This window comes from Mycobacterium malmoense (assembly GCF_019645855.1).
Taxonomy (GTDB): domain Bacteria; phylum Actinomycetota; class Actinomycetes; order Mycobacteriales; family Mycobacteriaceae; genus Mycobacterium; species Mycobacterium malmoense.
Map to the genome: position 1 here is coordinate 1473228 of NZ_CP080999.1, position 24586 is coordinate 1497813.

Here is a 24586-nt window from a genome sequence, read left to right on the forward strand (position 1 = left end):
TCCGACCAGCACGGGAGACCGCGATGCTTCATTCAGCTCCGATGGTCGTCGTCGGTGTCGACGAATCGGAAGCGGGCACCGATGCGGCCCGCTGGGCGACCGACAAGGCCACGCGCTCCGGCGACTTGTAGGGGCTTGTCCGTCCGGACTGGTCCGATCTGCGGAGGGGCGTTGTGGTAAAGGTCTTCTTGGTTGACGATCACGAGGCGGTGCGGCGCAGCCTAACCGAATTGCTTGGTGAGGACCCCGAACTCGACCTGGTGGGCCAGGCGGGATCGGTCGCCGAGGCGATGGCGCGGATCCCCGCGGCCAGCCCGGACGTTGCCGTGCTCGACGATCGGCTGCCCGACGGCAACGGCATCGAACTATGCCGTGATCTGTTGTCGTGCATGCCGGATCTGCGGTGCGTGATCCTGACGTCGTACACCTCCGACGAGGCGATGCTGGACGCGATCCTGTCCGGCGGCAGCGGATACGTCGTCAAAGACATCAAGCGAATGGAATTAGCCTGCGCCATCAAAGATGTGGGCGCCGGGCGGTCGCTGCTCGACGAGCGGGCCGCGGCCGCGCTGACCGCGAAACTGCGGCGGGCCGCCGAGACCAACGACGGGCTGCCGGGCTTCGACGATCGGGACCGGGCGTTGTTGGGCTTGCTCAGCGACGGCCTGACCAACAAGCAGATCGCCGATCGGATGTCGTTGGCCGACGAAGCTGTGAAGAAGCACGTCTCGCGCTTGCTGGTCAAATTGGGCGTGGCCCGTCGAAACCCAACCCACTTTATCGCCAGCGGAATTGAAGCACATACGATCACCCGGGAATGGACAGGGCGGATCGACTGACGATGACCAAGCGGGCCCCGACTGGCGACGCGGCCGGTATGCGTCCGCTGCGCCACACACTGTCTCAACTGCGTCTCGGCGAACTCCTGATCGAGGTGCAGGACCGCATCGAGCAGATCGTCGAGGGGCGCGACCGCCTCGACGGGCTGGTCGAGGCGATGTTGGTGGTGACGTCCGGCCTAGAGCTGGACGCCACCCTGCGATCGATCGTGCACTCGGCGACCAATCTCGTCGACGCCCGCTACGGCGCTCTGGAAGTGCACGACCGGGACAACCGCGTGTCGCAATTCGTCCACCGGGGCATCGACGAGGAAACCGTCCGGCGCATCGGCCACGTACCCGAAGGCCGGGGCATCGTCGGCTTGCTGATCCAAGACCCCAAACCGCTACGGCTGGACGATATTTCGCGGCATCCGGCCTCGGTCGGGTTTCCCGCGCACCACCCACCGATGCGGACTTTCCTGGGAGTGCCGGTTCGGGTGCGCGACAGATCGTTCGGCACCCTGTATTTGTCCGACAAGACCAATGGGCAGCCGTTCAGCGACGACGACGAGGTGCTGGTTAGGGCGCTGGCCGCGGCAGCGGGAATTGCCATCGCGAACGCCCGGCTCTACGCGCAGGCCAAGGAGCGCGAGTCGTGGATAGAGGCCACCCGCGACATTGCCACCGAATTGTTGTCCGGCACCGAACCCGGGACGGTATTCCGGCTGGTCGCCGAGGAGGCGCTCAAGCTGACCGCGGCGGACGCGGCCCTGGTGGCCGTCCCGGTCGACGAAGAGATGCCGGAAGCCGACGTGCCAGAGCTGGTGGTGATCGAAACCGTAGGCAGCGCTATGGCTTCCGTCGCCGGGAAAACCATTGCCGTGGCCGGCACATCGGTCGGCGGCGTGTTCGTCAACAGCGCGCCGCGGCGGGTCGACCGGATCGAATTGGACGGCGTGGAGGCCGGCCCCGCGCTGATCCTGCCGCTGCGGGCCACCGACACCATCGCCGGTGTGGTTGTGGCGTTGCGGCAAGGCGATTCGGCCTCCTTCACCGACGAGCAACTCGAGATGCTGGCCGCGTTCGCCGACCAGGCCGCGCTGGCCTGGCAGCTGGCCACCGCGCAGCGCCGGATGCGTGAACTCGATGTGGTCACCGACCGGGAGCGTATCGCGCGCGATCTTCACGACCACGTGACCCAGCGGCTCTTCGCGATCGGTCTGGCGTTGCAGGCCACGGTCCCGCGGGCACGCGATTCCGAAGTGCGGCAACGGCTTACCGAGGCCGTGGATGACCTGCAGGGCGTCATCCAAGAAATCCGCACCACCATCTTCGACTTGCAGGGAACCGCGCAGGGAACCACCCGGCTCCGGCGGCGAATCGACGAGGCCATCGCCCAATTCGGTAGCTGTGGGCTGCGCACCACCGTGCAATACGTCGGGCCGCTGTCGGTGGTCGACGGGGCGCTGGCCGACCACGCCGAGGCGGTGGTCCGGGAAGCGCTCAGCAACGCCGTGCGGCACGCGGAGGCCACCACCGTCATGGTCCGGGTCGCGGTCGGCGACGACTTGTGCATCGAGGTGAGCGACAACGGCCGCGGGATGCCCGACGAGTTCACCAGCAGCGGTTTGACCAACCTGCGGTGGCGGGCGGCCCAGGCCGGCGGTGAATTCACGATCGAAAGCACACCCGACACCGGCGGAACGCTGCTGCGCTGGTCGGCGCCCCTGCTCTAGCCGTGGCCGATGCGCAGCAGCTCGACCAGGCTGGGCAGCTTGACGCGCGGACGCCCGTGCGGCTCGCCGGCCGCCCGCTCGTGGCGATCGATGAGCCGCCAGTGCGCGGAGGTGACCAGCTTCGGCTGGCGTGAGGCCAGCCAGGCGGCCAGCTTGTCGGCACGGTCCTCGGGGAAATCCGCGAGTTCGCCGGCGGCCGTCAAGTCACCCAGCACGGTGTCGACAGTGTCCTGGGAGTCCTTCTTATTGGTGCCGATCACGCCGGTCGGCCCGCGCTTGATCCACCCGACGACGTATTCGTTGCGGCTGCCCTGCACCCGGCCGTCGGCGTTGGGGATCGTCGCGCTCTTGTCGTCGAACGGCAGCCCCGGGGTGGGCACACCGCGGTAACCGACCGACCGCACGACCAACTGCACAGGCAGCTCCTCGCGCTCGCCGGTGTCCTTGGCCGCAACCCGCCCGCCCTCGTCGGTGACCAGTTCGTTGCGCCCGAGCACGATGGACTCCACTTTGCCCTCACCCTTGATCTCGATCGGAGATGTCAAGAACCGGAAGACTATTCGACGATGACCGGGCCGCGGCGCGCGCTGCGCATAGTCGCGCAACGCCTTGATGTTCTGCTTCGTCGTCTTGCCCGCCGCGGCCGCGTCCTCGTCGGTGATGTCCTGCAGCTGCGCCGGATCGACGATCACGTCGACCCCGTCGAGATCCGCCAGCTCACGCAGCTCCAGCGTGGTGAACGCCGCCTGCAGCGGTCCGCGCCGGCCGACGATGACCACCTCCTCCAGGCCGCACGGACGCAGCGATTCCAGCGCGTGGTCGGCGATGTCGGTAATCGCCAGCACGTCGGGGTCGGTGACCAGGATGCGTGCGACGTCCAGCGCCACGTTGCCGTTGCCGATCACGACGGCGCGCGCACCCGACAGATCCGGCGTCGCGTGTTCGAAGTTCGGATGCGCGTTGTACCAACCCACGAAGTCGACGGCGGAGATGCTGCCCGGCAGGTCCTCACCGGGAATGTTCAGCGCGCGGTCGGACTGCGCCCCGACGGCATAGATGACGGCGTCGTAGCGCTCGGCGAGTTCGCCCGCCTCGACATGCTCACCCACCACGACGTTGCCGAAGAAGCGGAAGCGGGGGTCTTCGGCGGTGTTTTCGAATTGCCTGCTGATCGATTTGATCTTCGGGTGATCCGGCGCGACGCCGGAGCGCACCAGCCCCCACGGCGTCGGCAGCATCTCGAGCATGTCGACGGCCACGTCGAAGTCCTGCGACGCGTCGGCCGCCTTCAGCAAGGATGCCGCGGCGAAGAAACCCGACGGCCCGGAGCCGACGATGGCTATGTGATACAGGTGGTGCCTGCGCATAGTCGAGCCTTTTGTTCGTGCCCGGCTACGTGGCAAGGGGCTGTCGCAGCGTAGTCGCGGGCGCACATGGTGGTCACTTGATGCTAAACGCTGTTCCCCGGACCATGACCTGAGCATTCAACGCCGGCTATGGCGCCGGTAACGTGGGCGGCTGTGGAACCCGACCGTCAAGCCGAGATAGCCGCCCTCGACTCCGCCCTGACCACGGTGGAGCGGGTGCTCGATGTGGAGGGTCTGCGCGGCCGGATCGAAAAACTCGAGCACGAGGCGTCCGATCCCAAGCTGTGGGACGACCAGGCCCGGGCGCAGCGGGTGACGAGCGAGTTGTCCCACACGCAGGGCGAGCTGCGCCGGGTCGAGGGGCTGCGGCGGCGCCTTGACGACCTGCCGGTGCTCTACGAGCTGGCCGCCGAAGAGGGCGGCGCCGCCAGCGGCATTGAAACCCTCGCCGAGGCCGACGCCGAGCTCAAGGCGCTGCGCGCCGACATCGAGGCCGCCGAGGTGCGCACGCTGCTCTCGGGCGAATACGACGAGCGCGAGGCGCTGGTCACCATCCGGTCCGGCGCCGGCGGGGTGGACGCCGCCGACTGGGCCGAAATGCTGATGCGGATGTACATCCGGTGGGCCGAGCAGCACAAGTATCCCGTCGAGGTGTTCGACATCTCCTATGCCGAAGAGGCCGGCATCAAAAGCGCCACCTTCGTCGTGCACGCGCCGTTCGCCTACGGCACCTTGTCCGTCGAACAGGGCACCCACCGGCTGGTGCGGATCAGCCCCTTCGACAACCAGAGCCGGCGGCAGACGTCGTTCGCCGAAGTCGAGGTGCTGCCGGTGGTGGAGACCACCGATCACATCGACATCCCCGAAGGCGACGTGCGCGTGGACGTCTACAGGTCCAGCGGGCCGGGCGGCCAATCGGTGAACACCACCGACTCCGCCGTTCGTTTAACCCACATCCCGACGGGTATCGTCGTGACTTGCCAGAACGAAAAATCGCAACTGCAGAACAAAGTTTCGGCGATGCGCGTGCTTCAGGCAAAGTTGTTGGAGCGCAAGCGATCAGAAGAGCGCGCCGAGCTGGACGCGTTGAAAGGCGAGGGCGGCAGCTCCTGGGGCAACCAGATGCGCTCCTACGTGCTGCACCCCTATCAGATGGTCAAGGATTTGCGAACCGAGTACGAGGTGGGCAATCCGGCCGCCGTTCTCGACGGAGACATCGACGGGTTCCTGGAAGCGGGGATCCGGTGGCGCAACCGAAAAGATGACGACTAACACCACTGTCTTTGCCTCGACCGCCTCGTTAAAGGCGCTGGGCTGGCACGACTTTTGGCGCGGCGACGCCGGCCAATGGATCATCACCCGCGGTCTGCGGATCGTCATGCTGCTGATCGCGGCGGTGCTGGCGGTCCGGTTCGTCAGCTGGGTGGCACAACAGGTAACCCGGCAGCTCGACCTGGGCTTTGCCGAAAGCGACGCGCTGGTGCGTTCGGAGGCGACGAAGCACCGCCAGGCGGTGGCGTCGGTGATCTCCTGGGTGTCGATCGTCATCATCGCGATCGTGGTGGTCCTGCAGATCGCCGAAATCCTCCGGTTTTCGGTCGGGGGCCTGATCGCGCCGGCCACCGTGCTGGGCGCGGCGCTGGGTTTCGGTGCCCAGCAGCTGGTCAAGGATCTGCTGTCGGGCTTTTTCATCATCGTCGAGAGGCAGTACGGCTTCGGGGATCTGGTCAGGCTCACCATCAGCGGGGCGTCGACCGATGCCAACGGCACCGTCGAGAACGTGACGTTGCGGGTGACCAAGCTGCGTTCTCCCGACGGGGAGGTGTTCACCGTGCCCAACGGCCAGATCGTGAAATCGGTCAACCTCTCCAAGGACTGGGCACGCGCGGTGGTGGACATTCCCGTCTCGACCAGCGTCGACCTGAACCGGGTCAACGAGGTCCTGCATCAGGAGTGCGAGCACGCGCGCGACAACCCGACGCTGAAAGAGTTGCTGCTGGATTCACCCACGGTGATGGGGGTGGAGAGCATCGAGGTCGACACCGTCACGCTGCGCCTGGTCGCCCGCACGCTGCCGGGCAAGCAGTTCGAGGCGGGCCGCCAGTTGCGGGTGCTGGTCATCCGGGCACTCGCCCGGGCCGGCATCGTGACCGCCGCCGACGCGAAGGTGGGCATCGTTGACGACGCCGCCCTCCCGGCCGCCAAGGAAGCCGATCCGGTGCAGCAGCGGTGAAGTTCACCCTGAACATCCTCGAGAAGCGCGGCGGCGATGCGGAACGACGCTGGCCGAGCTACATCCTCGGCGGCCGGGTCCGCACGTCGACCGTCGTGTTGATCGTCGCGTTCCTGGCGCTGTGGTGGGTCTACGACACCTACCGCCCGGCGCCTGCTCCCAAGCCGGCCGCTCCGCAGGTGGTGCCGCCCGGTTTCGTGCCCGACCCGAACTACACCTGGGTGCCGCGCAGCCGAGTGCAGCAGCCGCCGGCCACCGTGACGATCACGGCCACTCCCACCACCACGGCGCCGCCGACGCCCACCACGGCGGCACCCAGCCCGACCCCGACCACACCGCCCCCGCCGTTCGTGCCGCCGACGCTGCCGTGCCTGCTGCCGCCGCCGTTCTGCCCGCCCAGCGCGAGCCCGACCACACCGCCGACACCGCCGCCGCAGTTGCCGCAGCCGGGGCCCGGCCCGGCGCCGGCGTCGACGCCACCGGCCGGCTGACTTCGCTTGCCCAGCGAAATTCACCGCTACACTGGCGTGCCGTGATCACCCTGGACCATGTCAGCAAGAAGTACAAAGCGTCGGCGCGTCCGGCGTTGGACGATGTCAACGTCAAAATCGACAAGGGTGAATTCGTCTTCCTGATCGGCCCGTCGGGTTCGGGCAAATCGACGTTCATGCGGCTGCTGCTGGCCGAGGACACGCCGACAACCGGAGACATTCGACTCTCGAAGTTCCACGTCAACAAGCTGCCCGGCCGCCACGTACCGAAGCTGCGTCAGGTGATTGGCTGCGTATTCCAGGATTTTCGGCTGCTGCAGCAAAAGACGGTGTTTGAGAATGTCGCCTTCGCGCTGGAGGTGATCGGGAGGCGCCGGGACGCGATCAATCGGGTGGTCCCCGACGTGCTCGAGACGGTCGGGTTGTCCGGGAAAGCCAACCGGCTGCCGCACGAGCTGTCGGGTGGTGAGCAGCAACGGGTGGCGATCGCCCGGGCGTTCGTCAACCGGCCCCTGGTGCTGCTGGCCGACGAGCCCACCGGCAACCTCGACCCGGACACCAGTAAGGACATCATGGATTTGTTGGAGCGAATCAACCGCACCGGCACCACCGTGCTGATGGCGACGCACGACCACCACATCGTCGACTCGATGCGGCAGCGGGTCGTCGAGCTGTCGCTGGGCAGGCTGGTGCGCGACGAGCAGCGCGGCGTCTACGGGATGGATCGCTAAGTGCGCTTCGGCTTCCTGTTCAACGAGGTCCTGACCGGCCTTCGCCGCAACGTCACCATGACGGCCGCGATGATCCTGACGACGGCGATTTCGATCGGCCTGTTCGGCGGCGGCCTGCTGGTGGTTCGGCTGGCCGACAACTCGCGGGCCATCTACCTCGACCGCGTCGAAACCCAGGTCTTCCTCGCCGAAGACGTCTCCGCCAACGACCCGTCCTGCAGCGCCAACCCATGCAAGGCGCTGCGGGAAAAGATCGAGGGGCGCGAAGACGTCAAATCGGTGCGGTTCTTGAACCGTCAAGACGCCTACGAGGACGCGATCCGGAAGTTCCCGCAGTACAAGGACGTCGCCGGCAAGGATTCGTTTCCCGCGTCGTTCATCGTCAAGCTGAATAATCCCGAGCAGCACAAGGACTTTGACTCCGCGATGCAGGGACAGCCCGGGGTGCTTTCCGTGCTCAACCAGAAAGACCTGATCGACCGGCTGTTCGCGGTCCTGAACGGCTTGAGCAACGCCGCGTTCGCCGTCGCGCTGGTGCAGGCTATCGGCGCAATTCTGTTGATTGCCAACATGGTCCAGGTCGCGGCGTACACGCGGCGCACGGAAATCGGGATCATGCGACTAGTCGGGGCCAGCCGCTGGTATACCCAGCTGCCCTTCCTGGTGGAAGCGATGGTCGCCGCGTCCGTCGGCGTGGCCATCGCCATTGCCGGCTTGATTCTGGTGCGCGCGTTGTTCTTGGACAACGCGCTGAACCAGTTCTACCAAGCCAATTTGATCGCGCGGGTCGACTACGCCGACATCCTTTACATCGCGCCCTGGCTGATTCTGCTCGGCGTGTCGATGGCAGGGTTGACCGCCTACGCAACGTTGCGCCTCTACATCCGGCGGTAGCTGTGGTCAAGGACTCCGGCCGGACCAAGGCGGCGGGCGGCAAGCGTGGCAGCAAACAGATTATCGCCACCAATCGCAAAGCGCGGCATAACTATTCGATTATCGAACTGTTCGAGGCCGGAGTGGCTTTAGTCGGCACCGAGGTGAAGAGCCTGCGCGAGGGGCAGGCGTCGCTGGCCGACGCGTTCGCAACCGTCGACGACGGCGAAGTGTGGCTGCAAAACATGCACATTCCGGAGTATCAGCATGGTAGCTGGACCAACCATGACCCCCGCCGCAAGCGAAAGTTGTTGCTACACAGGCGACAGATCGACACCCTGATCGGAAAGATTCGGGATGGTAACCTCGCGCTGGTGCCGTTGTCATTGTATTTCTCCGAGGGCAAGGTCAAGGTCGAGCTCGCGTTGGCGCGAGGCAAGCGAGCACACGATAAACGTCAGGACATGGCCCGCCGGGACGCCCAGCGCGAAGTGCTTCGCGAACTGGGCCGCCGAGCCAAGGGCATGAACTGATCGGGGCCGCTTACGCCCAGCTGTCTGCCGTTACCTACGGCGTCAGCGATTTTGTGGGCGGCGTAGCAGCTCGGCGGGTGGCCGCGCTGCGGGTGATGCTCGTGGCCTACCCGCTCGAGACGGTGGTGCTAGGTGTGCTGGCCGTGGCCGTGGGCGGGCCGATCCAGTCCGGCGCGGTCTTTTGGGGCTGTCTGTACGGCGTCGGCATGGCGTTCGGCATGTGGGCGTTCTTCGCGGCGCTGGGTGCCGGGCCGATCTCGGTGGTTTCGCCGCTGGCGGCCGTGCTCAATGCCGCGGTGCCCGTGGCGGTCGGTGTGGCACTGGGCGAGCGGCCGGGCCAAGCGGCCTCGGTCGGCGTCGCGCTGGCCCTGGTCGCGGTGATGCTTGTCAGCCGCGAGGCGACGGTCAAGGGCGCCACGCCGTATCGGTTCACCCCGAAGGTGGCCTGGCTCACGGTCGTGGCGGGGTCGGCGATGGGGCTGAACCTGGTGTTCCTTCATCAGGCGCCACACGCCTGCAAACTCTGGCCGCTGGTGTTCGCCCGGCTGTCCGCCACCGCGGTGGTGCTGGTGATGGCCGCGGCGAGCAAGAACATGCGGCTGCCACACGGACAGCCGCTGAAGCTGGCGCTGGCCGTGGCCCTGCTGGACATCTGCGCCAACGTGACCATGTTGGTGGCGTTGCACACCTGGCTGCTCTCCTTGGCCAGCATCTTGATCTCGCTGTATCCGGCCGCGACGGTCGTGTTGGCGATGGTGGTGCTGCGCGAGCGGCTGAGTCGCTGGCAGGGGGTCGGCATGGTGATGGCCATGGGTTCTGTGGCGATGATCGCCGCCGGCTGAGCGCCCGGTTTAGCATCGCTAAGTGACCAAATCGGCGCGTCCCGTCACCGAACTCGACAAGTCCGAGGTGCTGACGGGCCTTTTTGCGGTGTGGGACTCCATCGACGCGTTGCTCGACGGGCTGCCCGAGACCGGCTGGCGGGCGGCGACGCCGCTGCCCGAGTGGGACGTGAAGGCCGTGGTCTCCCACATCATCGGGACCGAGTCGTTCCTGGCCGGCATCGCCGCACCGGAGCCCGACACGGACGTTTCGGCGCTCGGCCATGTGCACAACGACGTCGGAGCGATGAACGAGTGCTGGGTTCGCCACCTCAGCGGGGAATCGGGCACCAGCGTCCTTGAGCGGTTTCGCGCGGTCACCAAGAGTCGCCGCGCGGTCCTGACGGGCCTGTCCGGGGAGGAGTGGAACGCGCTGACGCCCACGCCCGTGGGCCCCGACAGCTACGGGCGGTTCATGCGGGTCCGCGTGTTCGACTGCTGGATGCACGAGCAAGACATGCGCGAGGCGTTGCCGCGGCCGTCGTCCGACGACGAACTCGACGGGGCCGCATCGCGACTGGCGCTCGACGAGATCGCGGCCACGATGGGGTACGTCGTGGGCAAGCTCGCCAAGGCGCCCGACGGTTCACGCGTCCTGTTCGAGCTGACCGGCCCGCTGGCCCGCAGCGTCCGCGTCAGCGTCGACGGCCGCGCTCACCTGGTCGACGACTTCGGTGGGCTGGAACCCACGGTGACGATCCGGCTCGACGGGCTGCAGTTCACCAGGCTGGCCGGTGGCCGTCCCATGAGCCCCGCCCGCGCCCGCGACGTCGAACTGGGCGGTGACAAAGGCGTGGCCACCCGGATCGTCAAGCACTTGAACTTTGTGATCTGACCGCGGCCTCGGCGGGAAGATAATCCCGTTGCCGCTCGTTGATGTCGGCGTACTATTGATTGTCCTGCCGAAAATCGGTGGGGATGCGAGGGGCTGAGAGGTTTCGACTTCGCGCATCGAATCAAGGGAAGCGTGCCGGTGCAGGCAAGAGACCACCGTAAGCGTCGTTGCAACCATATAAGCGCCGTTTCAACACAGCGCGACTACGCTCTCGCTGCCTAAGCGACAGCTAGTCCGTCAGACCGGGAACGCCCTCGACCCGGAGCCTGGCGTCAGCTAGAGGGATCCACCGGTGAGTCCGGTCGCGGGACTCATCGGGACATACACAGCGACTGGGATCGTCATCCTGGCTGGTTCGCGTGACCGGGAGATCCGAGCAGAGGCATAGCGAACTGCGCACGGAGAAGCCTTGAGGGAATGCCGTAGGACCCGGGTTCGATTCCCGGCAGCTCCACCGAGAACAGTGGTTTAGGCATCGTAGACCTAGCAAACAAATCCAGCAGAGCGTCTGTTACCTAGTGCTCCGCGGGTTCGATGCTGTGTGGTCCGTCCAAACCGCTCCATTCCAGTAACGCAAAAACTGCGGATAACGCGGGTCTGGGTACCAGCCTGCGGGTGGCAAGGGGGGAGGCGTTTCCGTCGGAGGTCGTCGGATCTCGGGCTGTTTCGCTGTCGGTGCTTCTTCGACGTGATAGAGATTCCCCCTCAAGTTGTAGGCTCGCGCGTCTTGCTCTTCGGCAATCAAACGCGGCACTTCAATCGCATCGCCATCGAGAACGCTAGGCGTCGCCTCATTTGCCTTGATAGCAGAGATCCGCACTTCGGCCGCGACGGCGGATCCGGTGATGTCCGCCCAGCAGGCTGGCAGAAGGTTGCGGCGGGATAGATGCTGGACCAGGGGCAGGAATCGCTGACTCGTCTGAGGGGTGAGTTGCCCAATGCATTCGTCGTCGATACGTACCTCGATCACTGAACGGCCAGAGGCAGCTAAATGTTCGTGGAGGGTAGCGATGAGCAATCCGTAGCCGCTCGGCGGCACAAATTTCAGCAGGGAGTTTGCGTGCTCGTTTTCTTTGGTGACCTGAACGATCGTTGACCGGGGGAGGAGTGTGTGCGGGACCTCGGGGGGGTTGTTGAGCGGCAGTGCGGTGGCTGGATCGCCAAGTTTCAATTGGACGGTTGCGCCGAAATCCTTTGGTGGATCGCCGGTTGCGTCCCAGTTTTCCCAGTCGGGTCTCTCAAATGCGTATATGCGGCCCGGGACGACAGGAATGTGTCCGGAGGCGCAGACCCGGCGCACGACGTTCGCCCATTGAGGTGCGTCGACGCGCTGGATATAGCCGACAGTCTTGTTATCAGCGCGCACCGAGATCGCCCACGGGTCGTAGCGATTGTCGGGCTCGGGAATCAATTCGAAATCACGTTGAATCTCAGTACCGCCGCCGTCCCAATCGTGTGGGAGCAGGTTTCGGATTGTTGCGCCGTAATGGCTTTCGCCAACCACGTCGTATTCACACCAAGAGCTGCTACTTGTACACCACAGTGTGTATCGCATCACGGTCATTCGGTGCGATCATCTCCTGGCTCCTGGGCACCATCCGCCTGGCTGCCCCCTCCCGGATTGCGACCAGGCTGGTCAGCTGCTCGGTTTCGGCGAGCGCATGCTCGGCGCGCTCGGCGTCCGGCGCAGCGTCGTCCGTGGCCAAGGCAGCACACTATGCGACGACCAGACAACGGCCGGTCGATCGGTGAAATGTATGCGAATAAGTCGGGAGCCACCAGCTGAAGTGACAACCCCAAGCTCCTTCATGGGTCGGCGATCGGTGTGGGAAAGCCTAGCCGGATCGTGTCTCGGCTTCGCAAATTTTCGGTGCTAAAGGGTGAAGGGCGCGCGCCGCAGCAACGACCTACGATTTCCGTGCGCAATGTCGGCGGGCCGAAGGGGGACTATCTGTGGCCGATGAGTTGAAGGTCGATCCCGTTGCACTGCACCTCGGCAGCAACGACATGTTCAACGCGATCGGTGAAGCCGCTATGGATTTCCTCAGCCATGAGGACGGGCTGGCCGCGGCCGCGCCGGGCTGGATCGGGTCCTCGGAGCTGGCGTTGGGTGAGCTGGTGGCGCGGTGGCAGGTCCGCCACGATCAGCACAAGGTGCAGGTGGACGGGCTCGGGTCGCGCGTGGCCGAGGCGATGTTCTGCTATGTCATGAACGAGGACGAGTCGGCGCGGGCTTTCAGGTTGGTGCGGGGGTAGGGGTCGCGGGTGGGGCAGTTGACCCCCTATGACGTCAAGCATTGGGACCTCGATGCGATCCAGAAGGTGTTCGAGACGGCCAACGGCCGCGCTAACACCTTGCAGCGGTTAGGGGAGGACCTGCAGCAGGTCCACAACGTTTTCAGCGGCTGGCAGGGGGAGGCCGGGGAAGCGTTTCGCGCCGATTTGGGTAAGGTTCGGCGCGACATCGAGGCGGACGGTCAGGAGTCCAGACAGATAGCCGCGGCGGTGTCGCGCGCCGAGGGCGACGTGCGTGCATGCAAGCGCGAGCTGGACGAGATCGAGCGGGCCGCCGATGCTCACGGTTGGGCCGTCACGCCTGATTGGCGAATAGAGGTCGGCGACACCTGGATTGGGCGCGATCGCATGGAGTTGGCTGCCCAGCAGCAGCTGTTGCAGGATCAGCTCAATGCCGTGAGGCAGCATGCCCATCGCGCCGACCAGGAGCTCGCCGCCGCCGTCCGCGGTGCCGTGAGCGACGTCCCGGTGGATGCCGGCGCACATCCGCCAAGCGGTGGGCAAGGTGTGCCAAATCCCGCTGGCGGGGGCCAGCCGCGGTCGCTGGAAGACATGCTGCCTACTGGCAAGCAGCCGACGAGCGGCCAAGGCGACCAGCCCCCACCTGGCAGTCTGCCGGACCTTTTGAGCCGACTTAACCAACCGGTTGCTCTCCGCGCACCATCGACCCAGCCGAAACCGGCAGAAGTGGAGAGTTTTAAGACGATGGCTCGCCAATCCATGATCCGCGATGGTGTGCCGCCGGATCAGATTGAGGCGCGCCTGGATGACGTCGTAGGCCGTACTCAGCGGTGGATCGACAAAGGGATGCCGAGCTACGTTCCGCCCGAGCCAAAGGCCCCGCCGCCACCGGGGTTCGCCGAAGGATTCGGTGACCGCTGGTTTGCTACCGAACAGGGGATCAAAAGCCTCGTCGGGCAAGGAGGACCGGGAGCACCCGGGGTGCTCGAGTCATGGGAGCAGATGCTCAAGGGCACCGTCGAGACGGTCCAAAACCCGGTCGGCACGGCGATCGGGGAAGTCAAGAACGCGTTTGACTCACCAACTCCGGCCTACTATCTAGGCGCCAAAACCTCCGATGCCGCCACTACGCTGCCCTGGCTGGTCTTCGGCGGCGAAGGGGCGGCGGCAGGTGAACTTGGCGACATTGGCCCCGGTGCGCTCGACACCGGTCCAGCGGTTTCACCGCACGCACCGGTCGGCTTCGATCACCCCTTCGGCTACAACCCGTGGGCGGAGCAGGCGGCCACGGATCTCACTTCCGCGTTCGGGCACGGAGGGCCCACGACGAGCCTCAGCCGGCAACTCGCTGACATGTCGACTCACTACGTTGGTGACGATCCAGACCGAGTAGTCCTGGGCAAGTTCGACGGCCAGCAGAATGGCTACATCGGCGACGCCAGAGGCCACGGCGGAATCTATTTCGACACCGGCGACCCAACCTGGGATGCCATCACTAGCGGACTTAGCGAGTCCGAGGCCAAAAGTCTGGCCTGGCAAGTCAACGAACAGTTCCTCCGCAGCCAACTGGAGAATCATGTCGGACGGATCGAATACCTCCTCGATCGTGACAAGTATTCTTCGCTGGAAGACATGATGTTTGGTCGTACCGGTTCCTTTTCCGCGATGGAGGTAGAGTTTCTGAGTAAGAATGCGGTGGCGTACGGATACCAACGCATTGGCGATGCTTGGGTTTATGTGGGAGGTGGATAGGGATGGCCTCTAAATTTTCCACAGACGTCCAAACAATCGTGGGACCATTGTTAACGGAACATGGCTTTGTTCTTGATGAGATTGACGACAGCCCGGACGAAGGCGGGAGAGGTCAGCACATCGTCTATTACCGTTCAGATGATTGTAAAATCCAGGTCTACGAGTCATCCCGGGAAGGCGAAGTGAATTGCATGATTGCGCCGTTGGATGTTCCGAACGAGTTCGGCTTACGGGCCAAGAAATGGCAGTACCTTACTCGGTTCGCTAAACGGCCCGATCTTCCACTGGAAGAGTTAGCCGAGTTAGCCAGAGTTGAGTACGAGGCCTACGCGAATCCGCTGGAGTGGGTGCGAGATCGCATCGTGAAGTACTATGAGGCGGCGCATGCTGGCATTCTCGAAATGTACGGAAAAGGGTGACCCCATATCACAGTCACTTCTAGGCATGACCGAATGAGTTTGAGAAATGCGCGGTCACCATCTGGCGGCTCAATTGCACCCGCGACAGGCGCATGCGACGTCACCCGTCCTAGCTGCGACGGAGGCCGCGACGCGGTCGAAGCGTACCAACTCGGACCAGTGGCGGACCCGTTCAAAATCGACTTTGCGCTTGAAGCGAAGTGCTACGCCGAGATGAACTCCGGTTGGCGTGCGACAGGTCAGCAGGCTGGTTTCGCGCCTGCGGCACCGCAATTTCGGGGTCTCCGTCACGCTTTCGTATTTCACCCGCAGGTATACGACGAAGTGCGCGCAGACGGCCGCCCCATCGCGCTGGTCTGCGGTCGCGACGTCGCGGATACCCTACGGGCCACGGATATGGGGACGTGGTGGCGGTGAAGTCGTCGCTCGATACCTCGTTCCCTGCCGAAGCGGAAGCTTGAATCCTGCTCATCGAAGGGTCGCTGCCCAACAACGGGTTCGGTCAGATCAGGACCTCTGGTCGAGCAACCGCACGACATCGACCATTAAGCGGAACGCCGAAAGAGTGGGGTAGAGCACGCGGCTGAGATCGCTCGTCAGTCTGAGGTTGAGCACGCCGGGGTCGGCGGTCTCGTACTGCTCCTGCTCCGACATGCCAAGGACGGCCCAGGGTCGACCGTGCGCGAACACGGAGCACAACTGCCATGGCAGCAGTGGAGCCGCGTCCGTCGAGTGCTCCTCGGTGTACTTAACCGCTGTACTGCTGCGATAGCCCTCCCGCACTTTCGCGGTCGAGATTTCGCGCGGGGTGGCGACGGAATCGAGTTTGGCCAGTTTGGCGTCGCGCGTCGTCTCGTCGGCCAGCCCGAGCGGTTCCAGCGCGATCCGTTGTTCGTTGAAGTTTCTCGCGTGCCAGCGCAACGTGCGCTCGATCCGTTCGTTGCGCAGCGACGGATGCAGAATCCAGAATGCCGCAGACAGGTTTTCAAGCGATCCGCGCACGAGACTGTAGACCGCATCAGCGTGCAACAGGCGCAGGTCGACTACGAGCGACTTTGCGGCATGAAGGTGATCCACTCCGCCTACGAGGCACATTCGAGCAGCGTGAGACACGCAGTACGGGCTGCTCTTCTTGTCGTCGCCTGACAGCGACGAACCGGGGCGTACCGGGAAGTCATTGGGATCTTGGATTCGTTCGGTCATCCTGTCGATGCTCGGCGCGATCTCCAACCATTTCGCCACCACCCGCTCTTCGGGCAGTTCGGCGGCCACCTCGTCAACACTCACCAGACGATCGTCCATCTTTCCACCGACAAGACCCCTTAGATGCGTTGGGGATATATCTCTCGAGCTGCGTAATCTCTACTCCGCCGTACCTCCGACTGCACCGATACCGCCGTGAACCCCTATACGACCGTAGCCAAACGAACCAGGGTGTCCAGGGGCATGAGGAATTTGTCAACGGCGGCCGAAAATTGACCCCTTTTTCACCGCGTCGACACAAGGTCAGTTTTCAGACGTCGCCGACCGAATTGCCCGGTGGTGATCAGAAGAACTGCCCGCTGGCGGCCACGAAATCTGCCCAGGGGTTGCCACCAACGGCGCCGGTATGGCGGTTGGGCCAAGGCGTTCACCCCCTTGCCGACCATGGCTTGGGTGAGTCGGATGTTGTCGCCGTTAGTTGGCAGACGCGAGCATGGTGGAGGAGTCGGCCGACGGTGGCGGTGGCCAGTGTCTTGGGCATGAGTTCGTCGAATCCTGCGGGGTGGAGGTTGCTCGACACGGCATTCCGCGCGACCACTCCTGACGCCGCCGCAGCTCCGGCGCCCACCGCAGCCGCCTCTGCCCGTCCCGCCAACCGGTCGGCCACTGACCGCCTCGCGGGACTCAGCACGGTGGAGGTCCTCGGCAAGAAGCACCGCATCGTCTTCTCGGCGCGGGCAGAGCAGGGTGTCGTGTTGATCGAGGTGATCTGCGCCGGCCCCCGTACCGGGAACGCGGTGTACGACGTCGCCAACGCCCTCGTGCGGTCGGGGCGGCTCACAAGAGGAAGCGACCCAGCTCTGGGATGCGTTGGCGCTGCTCGAGGTTGTCGCCGAGTGTGCGGGGATCGACGGCTGGGACTACCGGCCCCGCCCCGCCGAAGCGCATTTCGTCCGCGCGTTGGTGCAACTCGGCCTGCTTCCCGAGGATCTCGCTGGAGTTGTTTCCCGAGCCGAGGCGGAGGCCGCGATGCGGGACGGCTACGACGAGACCGGACAGCCCGACACCTACGCCGCGCTGACCGCCGTCATGCGGGCGGCCCGCACCCGGTCGGACTACGGGGACGTGACGGACATCCTCCGTCGCCGGTCCGAGGAACGGTGCGGCGCGGAGATGCCGCGGGCGCGGGCCACGTGCGTCCGCCGTGTCGGACACGCGGGTCCGCACCGCGCGACCGGATGAGGCCCGTGTCGGAGGGTTAGCTAGTGAAGTCGACATAGCTGAGCAAACTTATGTTTGCGGTTATCCGCTAGTAGTTGCGCATTGAACTAAAATTCGGGGGGGGGGGTAACTCCAGGCTTTTTAAAATATCTATGAACATTGGTTACTTTATCCAACAACGTTTGCGATACGCGACGTTCGCTGGCCCAACTTGGACGGTATCAGCCGAACTCGCCCGGAACTCAGGTTGTTCTCAGCTACCTTCTGACCATCGTCATCCGAATACCCGATCTAAGGAGATGGTCGTGGAACTTACAGCCCGCCCCCACATCACCGCTGGGGTCGCCCTGGCCAGCGCCGCCGTCCTCGCCGCCGGTCCGCTGGCCCAGCACCTGCCCGACCTTCGCCTGGCCCAACCGTTATCCCAGGTGAAGGTGTCCGACATTCGGCTTACCGACGCCGCCGACAGCGTGGTCGACCTGTTCACCGGGGTTGAAAGTGAACTCGCGGGACTTGCCGGCGGGGCCGCTGCGACCGCCGTACCCGCGGACGTCGTCAGCTCCATTACCGGGAACGTGATCGTCCAGACCTGGAACGACGCCTACAACACCGTCGTCACCAATCTGCCGCAGCTTGCCAATCAATGGCTTGCGGATCCATTCCCGGTGTTGCAGCAGATCGGTGACAACTGGGTCGGCTATGCCAACGCCTACGTCTTGGCCTACCAGCGGGCGGGCTTGGCGGCTGCCAATACTTTTGGCCCGGGCGGCACCGCCTGGCAGGCCATTACCACGGCGAATGCCACGCTCGCGGCGGGCGGCCCAAACGCTGTTACCAATGCGTTGAATCAATTTTTTATCGGGGTGGTAGAGAACCCGTTCATTAGTATCGGTGAGCCGCTGGAAGGAATCTTGCGTATCCCGGGTAATGTGCTGGCGAACGTCTCAAACCTGTACAACTGGACGGTTTCCGCGCCTAGCGTCTTAGACCCCAACTTACTGACGGATCTTGCCGACGACCTCACGGAGAAATTACCCCAGCTCGTAAGTTATGGTGTGGGGCCCTCTCTTGGTTCGGCGTTGCAGGCATGGAACGCTGGGAATCCGATAACGGCATTCACCTATTTATTGAATACTCCCGGTGCGTTCGTTGACACGCTGCTCAAGGGCATCCAAACCAACCCGAGAGTGGCGCCTAGGTCTGGACTCTTAACCCTGGCAATAAACGGATGGCTTGAGCAGCTGATCCATTTTGGCCCCACGTGGGGCCAACAAATGGCCGCCCCTCTGGCGGCCACGCCCCAGCAATTCGTGAACACGCTGACCAACGGGTGGAGTCCGATGATCAACAGCTTGAGCACTCAATTGACGGCAATGCTGCAGGGCCTGCCGTCGTTCGTGTCGAATCTCCCGTCGATGATAAGCAACTTCGGCGGAGCGCTGGCGGGCCAAATCGGATTGTTGATCGCCAATCTCCTCAAGTTGCTGTAACTCCGGCGGTGGTCGCCGATGCGAGCCGGTGACCGCCAAACGGCGATCGGTCCCCTTTGCGAGTTATCTGGCGAAGGGGACCGATTGTTTGTCGGCACGCTCATGCGATGGCTCACCGCGAGAACCGACGGGTATGGATTTTAGGCGGATCGCGTCGCACGCCTACTTTTGCGCACTTGGGCAGTAGGCGCCGATGGCGGCCTGAGCCAAGTGCTCGGCATCGTCATGCGTGAACCGCGGGGACCCTGCGGTGACATCCTGATTCTCGGCAGCCAAGATGTCGTTCACCGTCGAGTCGAGCGGCTCCGGCGTCGGCGGCAGCAGCGAAAAACAGGTGTGATGACCAAACTCCATGAACCGCTGACGGACGCCCTCGATGCCGTTATCCGTGATCCCGTAATTGGTCAACATGGACAGGAACCGACTGTCCGCTCCGTCAGCCGGGGCTGACGCTTTCCGCGATGCAGTAACCGTCACCGTCTGCAGCGCCGACGATGACGCCGTCCTGTCCCGCAGGAAATAGTCGGCCACGGCGCTCAGGCCGACCAAGGCAGCTAACGCGATGGCTGTCGCTAGGACGATGACCCCGATGGCCTTCGACCCGGGTGGGCGTGCCGGCCGTGGCTGCCTGTGGAGCTCCGATCGGGTCGGGACGCCGTGGTCCTCGGCAGTCATGCGCTGCCTCCTTTGACTCCCGGGTCGTCGCCACGGGCGCTCGCGCTGCATGGACTAGGTCCATACCCTGCCGGACTTTCCCAGGTCACGCCAAGTCCAATCACTATAACTACGATCGCATTTTCGCGAGGCAATCAGGGGCCTGGGTCCCAAACGGCGTAGTCACAGCTGTGCCGGCGGTGACCGGTCACCGGTGATCGCGACGATTACGACCCTCCGCTAACCAGATTGCCGTTTTGCGGGCAGTACGCGTGAACCGAGATGGCCACATAAGCGTCGGCATCGCCGGCGAGTGCCGGATTGCTCGCGCGAAACGCCGCGACTATCTGAGGCACCGTCATCCCTTGACGGATGTCGTCGCACACCATCTTGCCGTTGTAGACGGCGGCCTCGGGATTGGCGAATGAGATGCCCCGGTCGTTGAGGGCCTGTATGTACTTATTGTCCTGATCTGGTGTCGACGCGATCGACGGCGGCGCAGCGGATGGCGATGACGCCGTGGTCGGTGCGGTAGGGACAGATGTCGCGCCGGTGGGCGGCGGCTGCTGCCCCTTGGTATCCGGGGTTAACACCCAAAAAACCAGAATGATCGCCCCTGCCAGCGCGAGACCGCCCAGGAGCAGCGCACCGGCTTTGCGCCAAGTCGCGCTCCATGATTGGCGGCCGGCCGTCGGTTCGCTCCGTTTGCCATCGCCGTCGTCGTCGCGCGGGGATATGCGACCGACTTCATCCGAAGCCGCATGATTAGGCGCCGCTACCGTCTCGGCGCGGTCGACCGCGAAGGTTTCATCGGCACCTCCGAGCGGCTCGGCCATGAGGGCCATGGTAAGCCCGAGAACCAGATACGAAGTGCCGGGAATGACCGCGCCCACCTTTGCGCTTTCAACCGACGATGTGAGAGCCTCACATCGCTCGGTGCCAAAAGGTGTCCGGGCCGTCAGAAGCTCTGCCGTGCTTGGGAGTGCGGTTATGTCGGTCTCACGCGTCGCCGCCGGCATGGTGCCGCGGGTCGGATCGAGCGCGCGATGAACCTGCTTCGGCGCGTGCTGCGATATCAGGTCAGCATCGGGGCGCTGATCGAGGTGGCGCTGTGGCTGGCGATTCCATACCTGTCCATTGGCTTCGTGTGGGCGATCGTGCACGCCGAGCAGACACAGCGGGTTCAGGCGCGGCTAGAAAACGTATTGCCGGCAGGCGCCGACGTTGTGGCCTTCGGACTAACGGCGGCGCTGTGGCCGGCTTCGATCCAAATCACCGATGCGTGCCCGCCCGCGTGATAGGCAGCGGGACACGGCCTTTCGATGGGTCCGCTAGGGTGTACCGTTCTCGGCGATTTGATCGATCGTCCGCGGCGTCACGTCCAGTCCGCGCAGGCAGAACCGGAGCGTACGTTCGCGGACTTCGGCGCGGTCCCAGCGATGTGTCGTCCACTGCCGCTGAGTGGCCGCCCACACCACGCCGTCTATCGACTTTGCCGCGGTCGCCGGAACGACGTCTTGAAACACGCCAAGCTCCAGGCCGCGCTGAAGCTGCTCGACGAGCGGCTCGAGAATTGCGTCGTACGCCGGCGACGCCATCCCGGCGGAGGAGAACATCTCCGACTGGGCCTGCAGCGACAGGCGCCGTAGCTTGAACTCGGTGTTCTCGTCGAATGTGAGGTCGAGCCGCCCGTCGATCCAGGCGGCCACTCCCTCTACCGGGCTGGCGGTGTTCGCCATTTTTCTTCTCAGCCTTAGTGTTTCGACGCGGGCCAGCTCCAAAAAGACCGCCGCAACCAACTGGTCCTTCGATTCAAAATGTCGGTAGAACGCACGGGTACTCAGCTGAGCGCGTTCCAGGACCGCGGCGATGCTGAGCCCGCGGGCTCCCCCGTCGTGCATCGACTTCGACGCGGCGGTCAGGATCGCGCAACGCACATTGGGGTCGGGGGCAAGCTTGTCGCGTCGTCGCGACAACGGGCGGCTCATGTGCGCCTGCCAAGGGTGGTCAGGTTCTGCAGCTGTGTCATAGGTGCGTAAGTACCCCGCGAAACCGTCCGCGAAAACACTCCGTCGTTAGGCCGTAATCGAGCGGGCCCAAGTATCCGAAATCAACGTTTTCACTTAACGTGGCGAGGCTGCCGGCGGTGTCGGGCCAACCGAGGGCTAACCGGCGGGCACGTCAACCCTGGTGATTCGTTCGATCGTTTCTGGCGTCACGCCCAGCCCCCGCAGGCAGAACCGCAGCGCACGTTCGCGAACTTCCCCACGGTCCCAATGATTTACCGTCCACTGCCGCTGAGTGCCCGCCCACACCACACCGTGTATCGACTTTGCCGCGGTCACCGGAACGATGTCCTTGAACACCCCAAGTTCCAGGCCGCGCTGAAGCTGCTCGACGAGTGGCTCGAGGATCGCCGTGTGTGTGGGCGAGACCATCTCGGGGGAGGAGAACACCGTCGATTCGGCCTCCAAAGCCACTTGGCGTAGTTCTGTTTTGATGTCTTCGTCGAACGCGAGGTCGAGCCGTCCCTCGATCCAGGCGGCCACCGCCTCAACCGGTGTGGCGGCCGCCGCCATTTTTGTTCTTAGTCGAAGCACTTCGAGGCGGGTTATCTCGAGAAAGACCGCCGCGACCAGCTGGTCCTTCGATTGGAAGTGTCGGTAGAACGCGCGGGTGCTCAGCTGAGCTCGAGCGAGGACTGCGGCGACGTTGAGCCCTCGAACCCCCTGCTCCCGAACGCATTTCGACGCCGCGGTCACAATGGCGCGGCGCACATCAGGATCGGGAGCGAGCTTATTTCGTCGTCGCGTGCCCGGCTGGCCGTTGTATGACTGGTTGCGTGTGAGCGGATCCCCCTGTTCCGTCATAGATAACGAAAATAATCCGCTAATCGTTCGTACACATGCACTTTCGTCAAGCCGAAGTTAACAAAATTATCAGTCATGTGTGCAATGAGTCAGGCCCATGTTGGCGGGCGCATGACCCGGGCGAAGGCGCGACGGTGTCAGTCAACGCAGCTTCTCAGCCCGTCGAGCGCGGCATCGGCAAATCGATTGTCGTGGGAAGACGTTTGCCGGTATCCATGCCGGTTAGGTTCCTCACATCGCCGCGCCGGAGGCCAGGAACTCGCTATCTGAAAATGGACGCTCTCAATCAATCGGCCGATCACCGCCGGGCCTGACAGCGGAGCCGCGATGCGGTTGACTGTCGGCATGCGCTTCGGTGTCCTGACTTTTGTTACCGACGAGGGAATCGGCCCGGTGGAGCTGGGCGAGGCGCTTGAGCAGCGCGGGTTCGCGTCGCTGTTCCTCGCCGAGCACTCGCACATCCCGGTCAACAACAAGAGCCCCTACCCGGGCGGTGGCCCGATCCCGCCGAAGTACTACCGCACATTGGATCCGTTTGTGGCGTTGACGGCCGCGGCGGTTGCCACCGAAAGGCTGCTCGTGGGCACCGGAATCGCGTTGATCCCGCAACGCGATCCGATACACACGGCCAAGGAGGTGGCGTCGCTGGATCTGGTGTCCCAGGGCCGATTTCGCTTCGGCGTCGGCGTGGGCTGGTTACGCGAAGAAATCGCCAACCACGGTGTCGATCCCGCCGTACGCGGCCGCGTGGCGGAGGAGCGACTGCGCGCAATCATCGAGATCTGGACCCAGGAGAAAGCGGAGTTCCACGGGGAATTCGTGGACTTCGACCCCATCTACAGTTGGCCGAAGCCGGTGCAGAAGCCGTATCCGCCGCTGTACCTGGGTGGCGGGCCGGCGAGCTTCAAGCGCATCGCCCGGTTGGGTGCCGGCTGGATTTCGCTAAGCCAATCGGCGGAGGTTTTATCGGAACAGCTTGAGCAACTGCGCGCGGTCGCCGGTCAGGACGTGCCGGTCATCAACATCCATCAGGGTGAGTCGACGGCCAAAGACCTTGAGGGCTACCGCCGGTTGGGAGTCGACCATGTTTTGGTGGAGCTGCCGACCGAGCCTCGCGACCAGACGCTTCGACGTCTGGATGGGTTGCGGGCCGAGTTCGCCAAACTGGCGTAAAGCTCTGCGGCCAGTGACTCGCCGCCGCCGCGGATGCGGGGGCGCGCCGACCACCCGTTTTGCAATGCGGCTACGGTTTAGTGGACACGAGTTAGCACCCACGGAATCAAGATGACGACAGATCACGCAATGTACGAACAGGTCGACGGTCAGGCACCGGATCCCGCCGACATCGGCTCACGGATCGATCCTGTGCTCGCCCGCAGTTGGCTACTGGTCAACGGCGCGCACGCCGACCGGTTCCAGTCCGCGGCGCATTCCCGCGCCGACATCGTCGTGCTCGACATCGAGGATGCGGTCGCGCCCAAAGACAAACAGGCCGCCCGCGACAACGTCGTGCGGTGGCTCGGCGCCGAAAACACCGACTGGGTCCGCATCAACGGCTTCGGCACGCCTTGGTGGGCGGACGATATAGCGGCACTTTCCGACACCCCGGTCGGTGGGGTGATGCTGGCGATGGTCGAGTCGGTGGACCACGTCACCGAGACCGCCCGACGACTGCCCAACGTCCCCATCGTGGCGCTGGTCGAAACGGCCCGCGGCCTGGAGCGCATCACCGAAATCGCCGCGGCCAAGGGCACGTTCCGGCTTGCCTTTGGCATCGGCGATTTCCGCCGGGACACCGGTTTCGGCGAAGACCCGACGACGCTGGCCTACGCGCGGTCGCGCTTCACGATCGCCGCCAAGGCGGCCAACCTGCCCAGCGCCATCGACGGGCCGACGATCGGCTCCAACGCGTTGAAGCTCATCGAGGCTACGGCCGTTTCCGTCGAATTCGGGATGACGGGCAAGATCTGCCTGACGCCGGACCAATGCGCCGTCGTGAACGAGGGACTGTCCCCGTCGCAGGACGAAATCTCTTGGGCCAAAGAGTTTTTCACCGAGTTCGAGCGCGACGGGGGAGAGATCCGCAACGGCTCCGACCTGCCGCGCATCGCCCGGGCGACCAAGATCCTCGAGCTGGCCCGCGCTTACGGCATCGAGGTGTCCGACTTCGACGACGAACGGGTTCACTCGCCCGCGCCGTCGGATACCTATCACTACTGA

At 64.4% G+C, this 24586-nt stretch carries 25 protein-coding genes, 1 other RNA gene and 2 pseudogenes; 19 read left to right on the forward strand and 9 right to left on the reverse strand.

Annotated features, from left to right (window positions below; translation table 11 throughout):
• Positions 1–173 precede the first annotated feature (173 nt).
• Positions 174–822, forward strand: a pseudogene (locus tag K3U93_RS06950) (response regulator); the annotation flags it as partial.
• 19 nt (positions 823–841) lie between these two features.
• Entirely contained in the window at positions 842–2557 is a 1716-nt protein-coding gene (locus K3U93_RS06955) for a GAF domain-containing sensor histidine kinase (protein ID WP_083010333.1), read from the forward strand.
• Here the strand turns inward: K3U93_RS06955 and K3U93_RS06960 are convergent.
• Positions 2554–3924, reverse strand: a complete 1371-nt coding sequence (locus K3U93_RS06960) for an FAD-dependent oxidoreductase (protein ID WP_083010334.1) — start codon at positions 3922–3924, stop codon at positions 2554–2556. The genes K3U93_RS06955 and K3U93_RS06960 overlap by 4 nt on opposite strands.
• Before the next feature lie 153 nt (positions 3925–4077).
• Between K3U93_RS06960 and prfB the strand changes: the two genes are divergently transcribed.
• From prfB to ssrA, 9 genes are all read left to right on the forward strand, one after another.
• The gene (gene prfB / locus K3U93_RS06965) at positions 4078–5196 is read left to right on the forward strand and encodes a peptide chain release factor 2 (RefSeq protein ID WP_071511055.1); all 1119 of its coding nucleotides are present in this window, start codon (positions 4078–4080) and stop codon (positions 5194–5196) included.
• A complete protein-coding gene (locus K3U93_RS06970; protein WP_083010335.1) occupies positions 5186–6157 on the forward strand; it encodes a mechanosensitive ion channel family protein in 972 nt (323 codons plus the stop codon). The genes prfB and K3U93_RS06970 overlap by 11 nt, the downstream gene beginning before the upstream one ends.
• Positions 6154–6648: an Rv3103c family proline-rich protein gene (locus K3U93_RS06975; RefSeq protein ID WP_083010336.1), complete on the forward strand. Its 495-nt coding sequence runs from the start codon at positions 6154–6156 to the stop codon at positions 6646–6648. Before K3U93_RS06970 ends, K3U93_RS06975 begins: the two co-directional genes overlap by 4 nt.
• 41 nt (positions 6649–6689) lie before the next feature.
• Positions 6690–7379 carry a cell division ATP-binding protein FtsE gene (gene ftsE, locus K3U93_RS06980; RefSeq protein WP_083010337.1) on the forward strand — a complete coding sequence of 230 codons (690 nt, stop codon included), beginning with the start codon at positions 6690–6692 and terminating at the stop codon, positions 7377–7379.
• Complete coding sequence (gene ftsX, locus K3U93_RS06985; RefSeq protein ID WP_083010338.1) at positions 7380–8273, forward strand: permease-like cell division protein FtsX; 894 nt, start codon at positions 7380–7382, stop codon at positions 8271–8273.
• A 2-nt stretch (positions 8274–8275) separates the two neighbouring features.
• On the forward strand, positions 8276–8785 hold the full coding sequence (smpB, locus tag K3U93_RS06990; protein ID WP_071511060.1) for an SsrA-binding protein SmpB: 510 nt from the start codon (positions 8276–8278) through the stop codon (positions 8783–8785).
• Positions 8782–9627 (forward strand): EamA family transporter, encoded by an 846-nt coding sequence (locus K3U93_RS06995; RefSeq protein ID WP_491562391.1) that lies wholly within the window; start codon positions 8782–8784, stop codon positions 9625–9627. Before smpB ends, K3U93_RS06995 begins: the two co-directional genes overlap by 4 nt.
• 22 nt (positions 9628–9649) lie before the next feature.
• Positions 9650–10501 (forward strand): maleylpyruvate isomerase family mycothiol-dependent enzyme, encoded by an 852-nt coding sequence (locus K3U93_RS07000; RefSeq protein WP_083010339.1) that lies wholly within the window; start codon positions 9650–9652, stop codon positions 10499–10501.
• Positions 10502–10590: 89 nt separating this feature from the next.
• Positions 10591–10958, forward strand: a transfer-messenger RNA (tmRNA) gene (ssrA, locus tag K3U93_RS07005).
• A 54-nt stretch (positions 10959–11012) separates the two neighbouring features.
• On the opposite strand, the gene K3U93_RS07010 is transcribed toward ssrA, so the two are convergent.
• Positions 11013–12065 carry a DUF2510 domain-containing protein gene (locus K3U93_RS07010; RefSeq protein ID WP_217808419.1) on the reverse strand — a complete coding sequence of 351 codons (1053 nt, stop codon included), beginning with the start codon at positions 12063–12065 and terminating at the stop codon, positions 11013–11015.
• Positions 12028–12207 carry a hypothetical protein gene (locus K3U93_RS07015; RefSeq protein ID WP_071509317.1) on the reverse strand — a complete coding sequence of 60 codons (180 nt, stop codon included), beginning with the start codon at positions 12205–12207 and terminating at the stop codon, positions 12028–12030. Before K3U93_RS07015 ends, K3U93_RS07010 begins: the two co-directional genes overlap by 38 nt.
• Before the next feature lie 247 nt (positions 12208–12454).
• On the opposite strand from K3U93_RS07015, the gene K3U93_RS07020 reads away from it, so the two are divergent.
• From K3U93_RS07020 to K3U93_RS07030, 3 genes are read left to right on the forward strand one after another with little or no spacing between them, the layout of a single operon-like run.
• Complete coding sequence (locus tag K3U93_RS07020) at positions 12455–12757, forward strand: RNA 2'-phosphotransferase (protein WP_230981601.1); 303 nt, start codon at positions 12455–12457, stop codon at positions 12755–12757.
• Between the two features lie 9 nt (positions 12758–12766).
• Positions 12767–14509 carry a WXG100 family type VII secretion target gene (locus tag K3U93_RS07025; RefSeq protein WP_230981602.1) on the forward strand — a complete coding sequence of 581 codons (1743 nt, stop codon included), beginning with the start codon at positions 12767–12769 and terminating at the stop codon, positions 14507–14509.
• 2 nt (positions 14510–14511) lie between these two features.
• Entirely contained in the window at positions 14512–14928 is a 417-nt protein-coding gene (locus K3U93_RS07030; protein ID WP_071509320.1) for a hypothetical protein, read from the forward strand.
• Positions 14929–15435: 507 nt separating this feature from the next.
• On the opposite strand, the gene K3U93_RS07035 is transcribed toward K3U93_RS07030, so the two are convergent.
• Together K3U93_RS07035 and K3U93_RS07040 are read right to left on the reverse strand one after the other, a co-directional pair.
• Positions 15436–16230, reverse strand: coding sequence for a hypothetical protein (locus K3U93_RS07035; RefSeq protein ID WP_071509322.1), 795 nt, complete (start codon positions 16228–16230; stop codon positions 15436–15438).
• Between the two features lie 320 nt (positions 16231–16550).
• Positions 16551–16714, reverse strand: a pseudogene (locus K3U93_RS07040) (ATP-binding protein); the annotation flags it as partial.
• A 287-nt stretch (positions 16715–17001) separates the two neighbouring features.
• On the opposite strand from K3U93_RS07040, the gene K3U93_RS24780 reads away from it, so the two are divergent.
• Together K3U93_RS24780 and K3U93_RS07050 are read left to right on the forward strand one after the other, a co-directional pair.
• Entirely contained in the window at positions 17002–17373 is a 372-nt protein-coding gene (locus tag K3U93_RS24780; protein ID WP_230981603.1) for a hypothetical protein, read from the forward strand.
• A gap of 284 nt (positions 17374–17657) precedes the next feature.
• The gene (locus tag K3U93_RS07050) at positions 17658–18842 is read left to right on the forward strand and encodes a hypothetical protein (protein WP_139796891.1); all 1185 of its coding nucleotides are present in this window, start codon (positions 17658–17660) and stop codon (positions 18840–18842) included.
• A 162-nt stretch (positions 18843–19004) separates the two neighbouring features.
• Here K3U93_RS07050 and K3U93_RS07055 read toward each other — a convergent pair whose 3' ends face one another.
• The gene (locus tag K3U93_RS07055; RefSeq protein WP_176219939.1) at positions 19005–19517 is read right to left on the reverse strand and encodes a DUF732 domain-containing protein; all 513 of its coding nucleotides are present in this window, start codon (positions 19515–19517) and stop codon (positions 19005–19007) included.
• A 206-nt stretch (positions 19518–19723) separates the two neighbouring features.
• Positions 19724–20332, reverse strand: a complete 609-nt coding sequence (locus K3U93_RS07060) for a DUF732 domain-containing protein (protein ID WP_230981604.1) — start codon at positions 20330–20332, stop codon at positions 19724–19726.
• Between the two features lie 210 nt (positions 20333–20542).
• On the opposite strand from K3U93_RS07060, the gene K3U93_RS07065 reads away from it, so the two are divergent.
• Positions 20543–20794, forward strand: a complete 252-nt coding sequence (locus K3U93_RS07065; RefSeq protein WP_071511859.1) for a hypothetical protein — start codon at positions 20543–20545, stop codon at positions 20792–20794.
• Between the two features lie 33 nt (positions 20795–20827).
• On the opposite strand, the gene K3U93_RS07070 is transcribed toward K3U93_RS07065, so the two are convergent.
• Both K3U93_RS07070 and K3U93_RS07075 read right to left on the reverse strand, forming a co-directional pair.
• On the reverse strand, positions 20828–21484 hold the full coding sequence (locus tag K3U93_RS07070; RefSeq protein WP_083010343.1) for a TetR/AcrR family transcriptional regulator: 657 nt from the start codon (positions 21482–21484) through the stop codon (positions 20828–20830).
• Between the two features lie 177 nt (positions 21485–21661).
• Positions 21662–22366, reverse strand: a complete 705-nt coding sequence (locus K3U93_RS07075) for a TetR/AcrR family transcriptional regulator (protein WP_083010344.1) — start codon at positions 22364–22366, stop codon at positions 21662–21664.
• Positions 22367–22711: 345 nt separating this feature from the next.
• Between K3U93_RS07075 and K3U93_RS07080 the strand changes: the two genes are divergently transcribed.
• Together K3U93_RS07080 and K3U93_RS07085 are read left to right on the forward strand one after the other, a co-directional pair.
• Positions 22712–23539, forward strand: a complete 828-nt coding sequence (locus K3U93_RS07080) for an LLM class F420-dependent oxidoreductase (RefSeq protein WP_083010363.1) — start codon at positions 22712–22714, stop codon at positions 23537–23539.
• A gap of 129 nt (positions 23540–23668) precedes the next feature.
• Positions 23669–24586, forward strand: coding sequence for an HpcH/HpaI aldolase/citrate lyase family protein (locus K3U93_RS07085; protein ID WP_083010345.1), 918 nt, complete (start codon positions 23669–23671; stop codon positions 24584–24586).

Bases quoted from the DNA above. Each gene is read 5' to 3' on its own strand.
- K3U93_RS06955 (WP_083010333.1), top strand. From the start codon at position 842: ATGACCAAGCGGGCCCCGACTGGCGACGCGGCCGGTATGCGTCCGCTG.
- K3U93_RS06960 (WP_083010334.1), bottom strand. From the start codon at position 3,924: ATGCGCAGGCACCACCTGTATCACATAGCCATCGTCGGCTCCGGGCCG.
- K3U93_RS06970 (WP_083010335.1), top strand. From the start codon at position 5,186: ATGACGACTAACACCACTGTCTTTGCCTCGACCGCCTCGTTAAAGGCG.
- K3U93_RS07010 (WP_217808419.1), bottom strand. From the start codon at position 12,065: ATGACCGTGATGCGATACACACTGTGGTGTACAAGTAGCAGCTCTTGG.
- K3U93_RS07030 (WP_071509320.1), top strand. From the start codon at position 14,512: ATGGCCTCTAAATTTTCCACAGACGTCCAAACAATCGTGGGACCATTG.
- K3U93_RS07035 (WP_071509322.1), bottom strand. From the start codon at position 16,230: ATGGACGATCGTCTGGTGAGTGTTGACGAGGTGGCCGCCGAACTGCCC.
- K3U93_RS07055 (WP_176219939.1), bottom strand. From the start codon at position 19,517: ATGACTGCCGAGGACCACGGCGTCCCGACCCGATCGGAGCTCCACAGG.
- K3U93_RS07060 (WP_230981604.1), bottom strand. From the start codon at position 20,332: ATGGCCGAGCCGCTCGGAGGTGCCGATGAAACCTTCGCGGTCGACCGC.
- K3U93_RS07065 (WP_071511859.1), top strand. From the start codon at position 20,543: ATGAACCTGCTTCGGCGCGTGCTGCGATATCAGGTCAGCATCGGGGCG.
- K3U93_RS07070 (WP_083010343.1), bottom strand. From the start codon at position 21,484: ATGAGCCGCCCGTTGTCGCGACGACGCGACAAGCTTGCCCCCGACCCC.
- K3U93_RS07075 (WP_083010344.1), bottom strand. From the start codon at position 22,366: ATGACGGAACAGGGGGATCCGCTCACACGCAACCAGTCATACAACGGC.
- K3U93_RS07080 (WP_083010363.1), top strand. From the start codon at position 22,712: ATGCGCTTCGGTGTCCTGACTTTTGTTACCGACGAGGGAATCGGCCCG.
- K3U93_RS07085 (WP_083010345.1), top strand. From the start codon at position 23,669: ATGTACGAACAGGTCGACGGTCAGGCACCGGATCCCGCCGACATCGGC.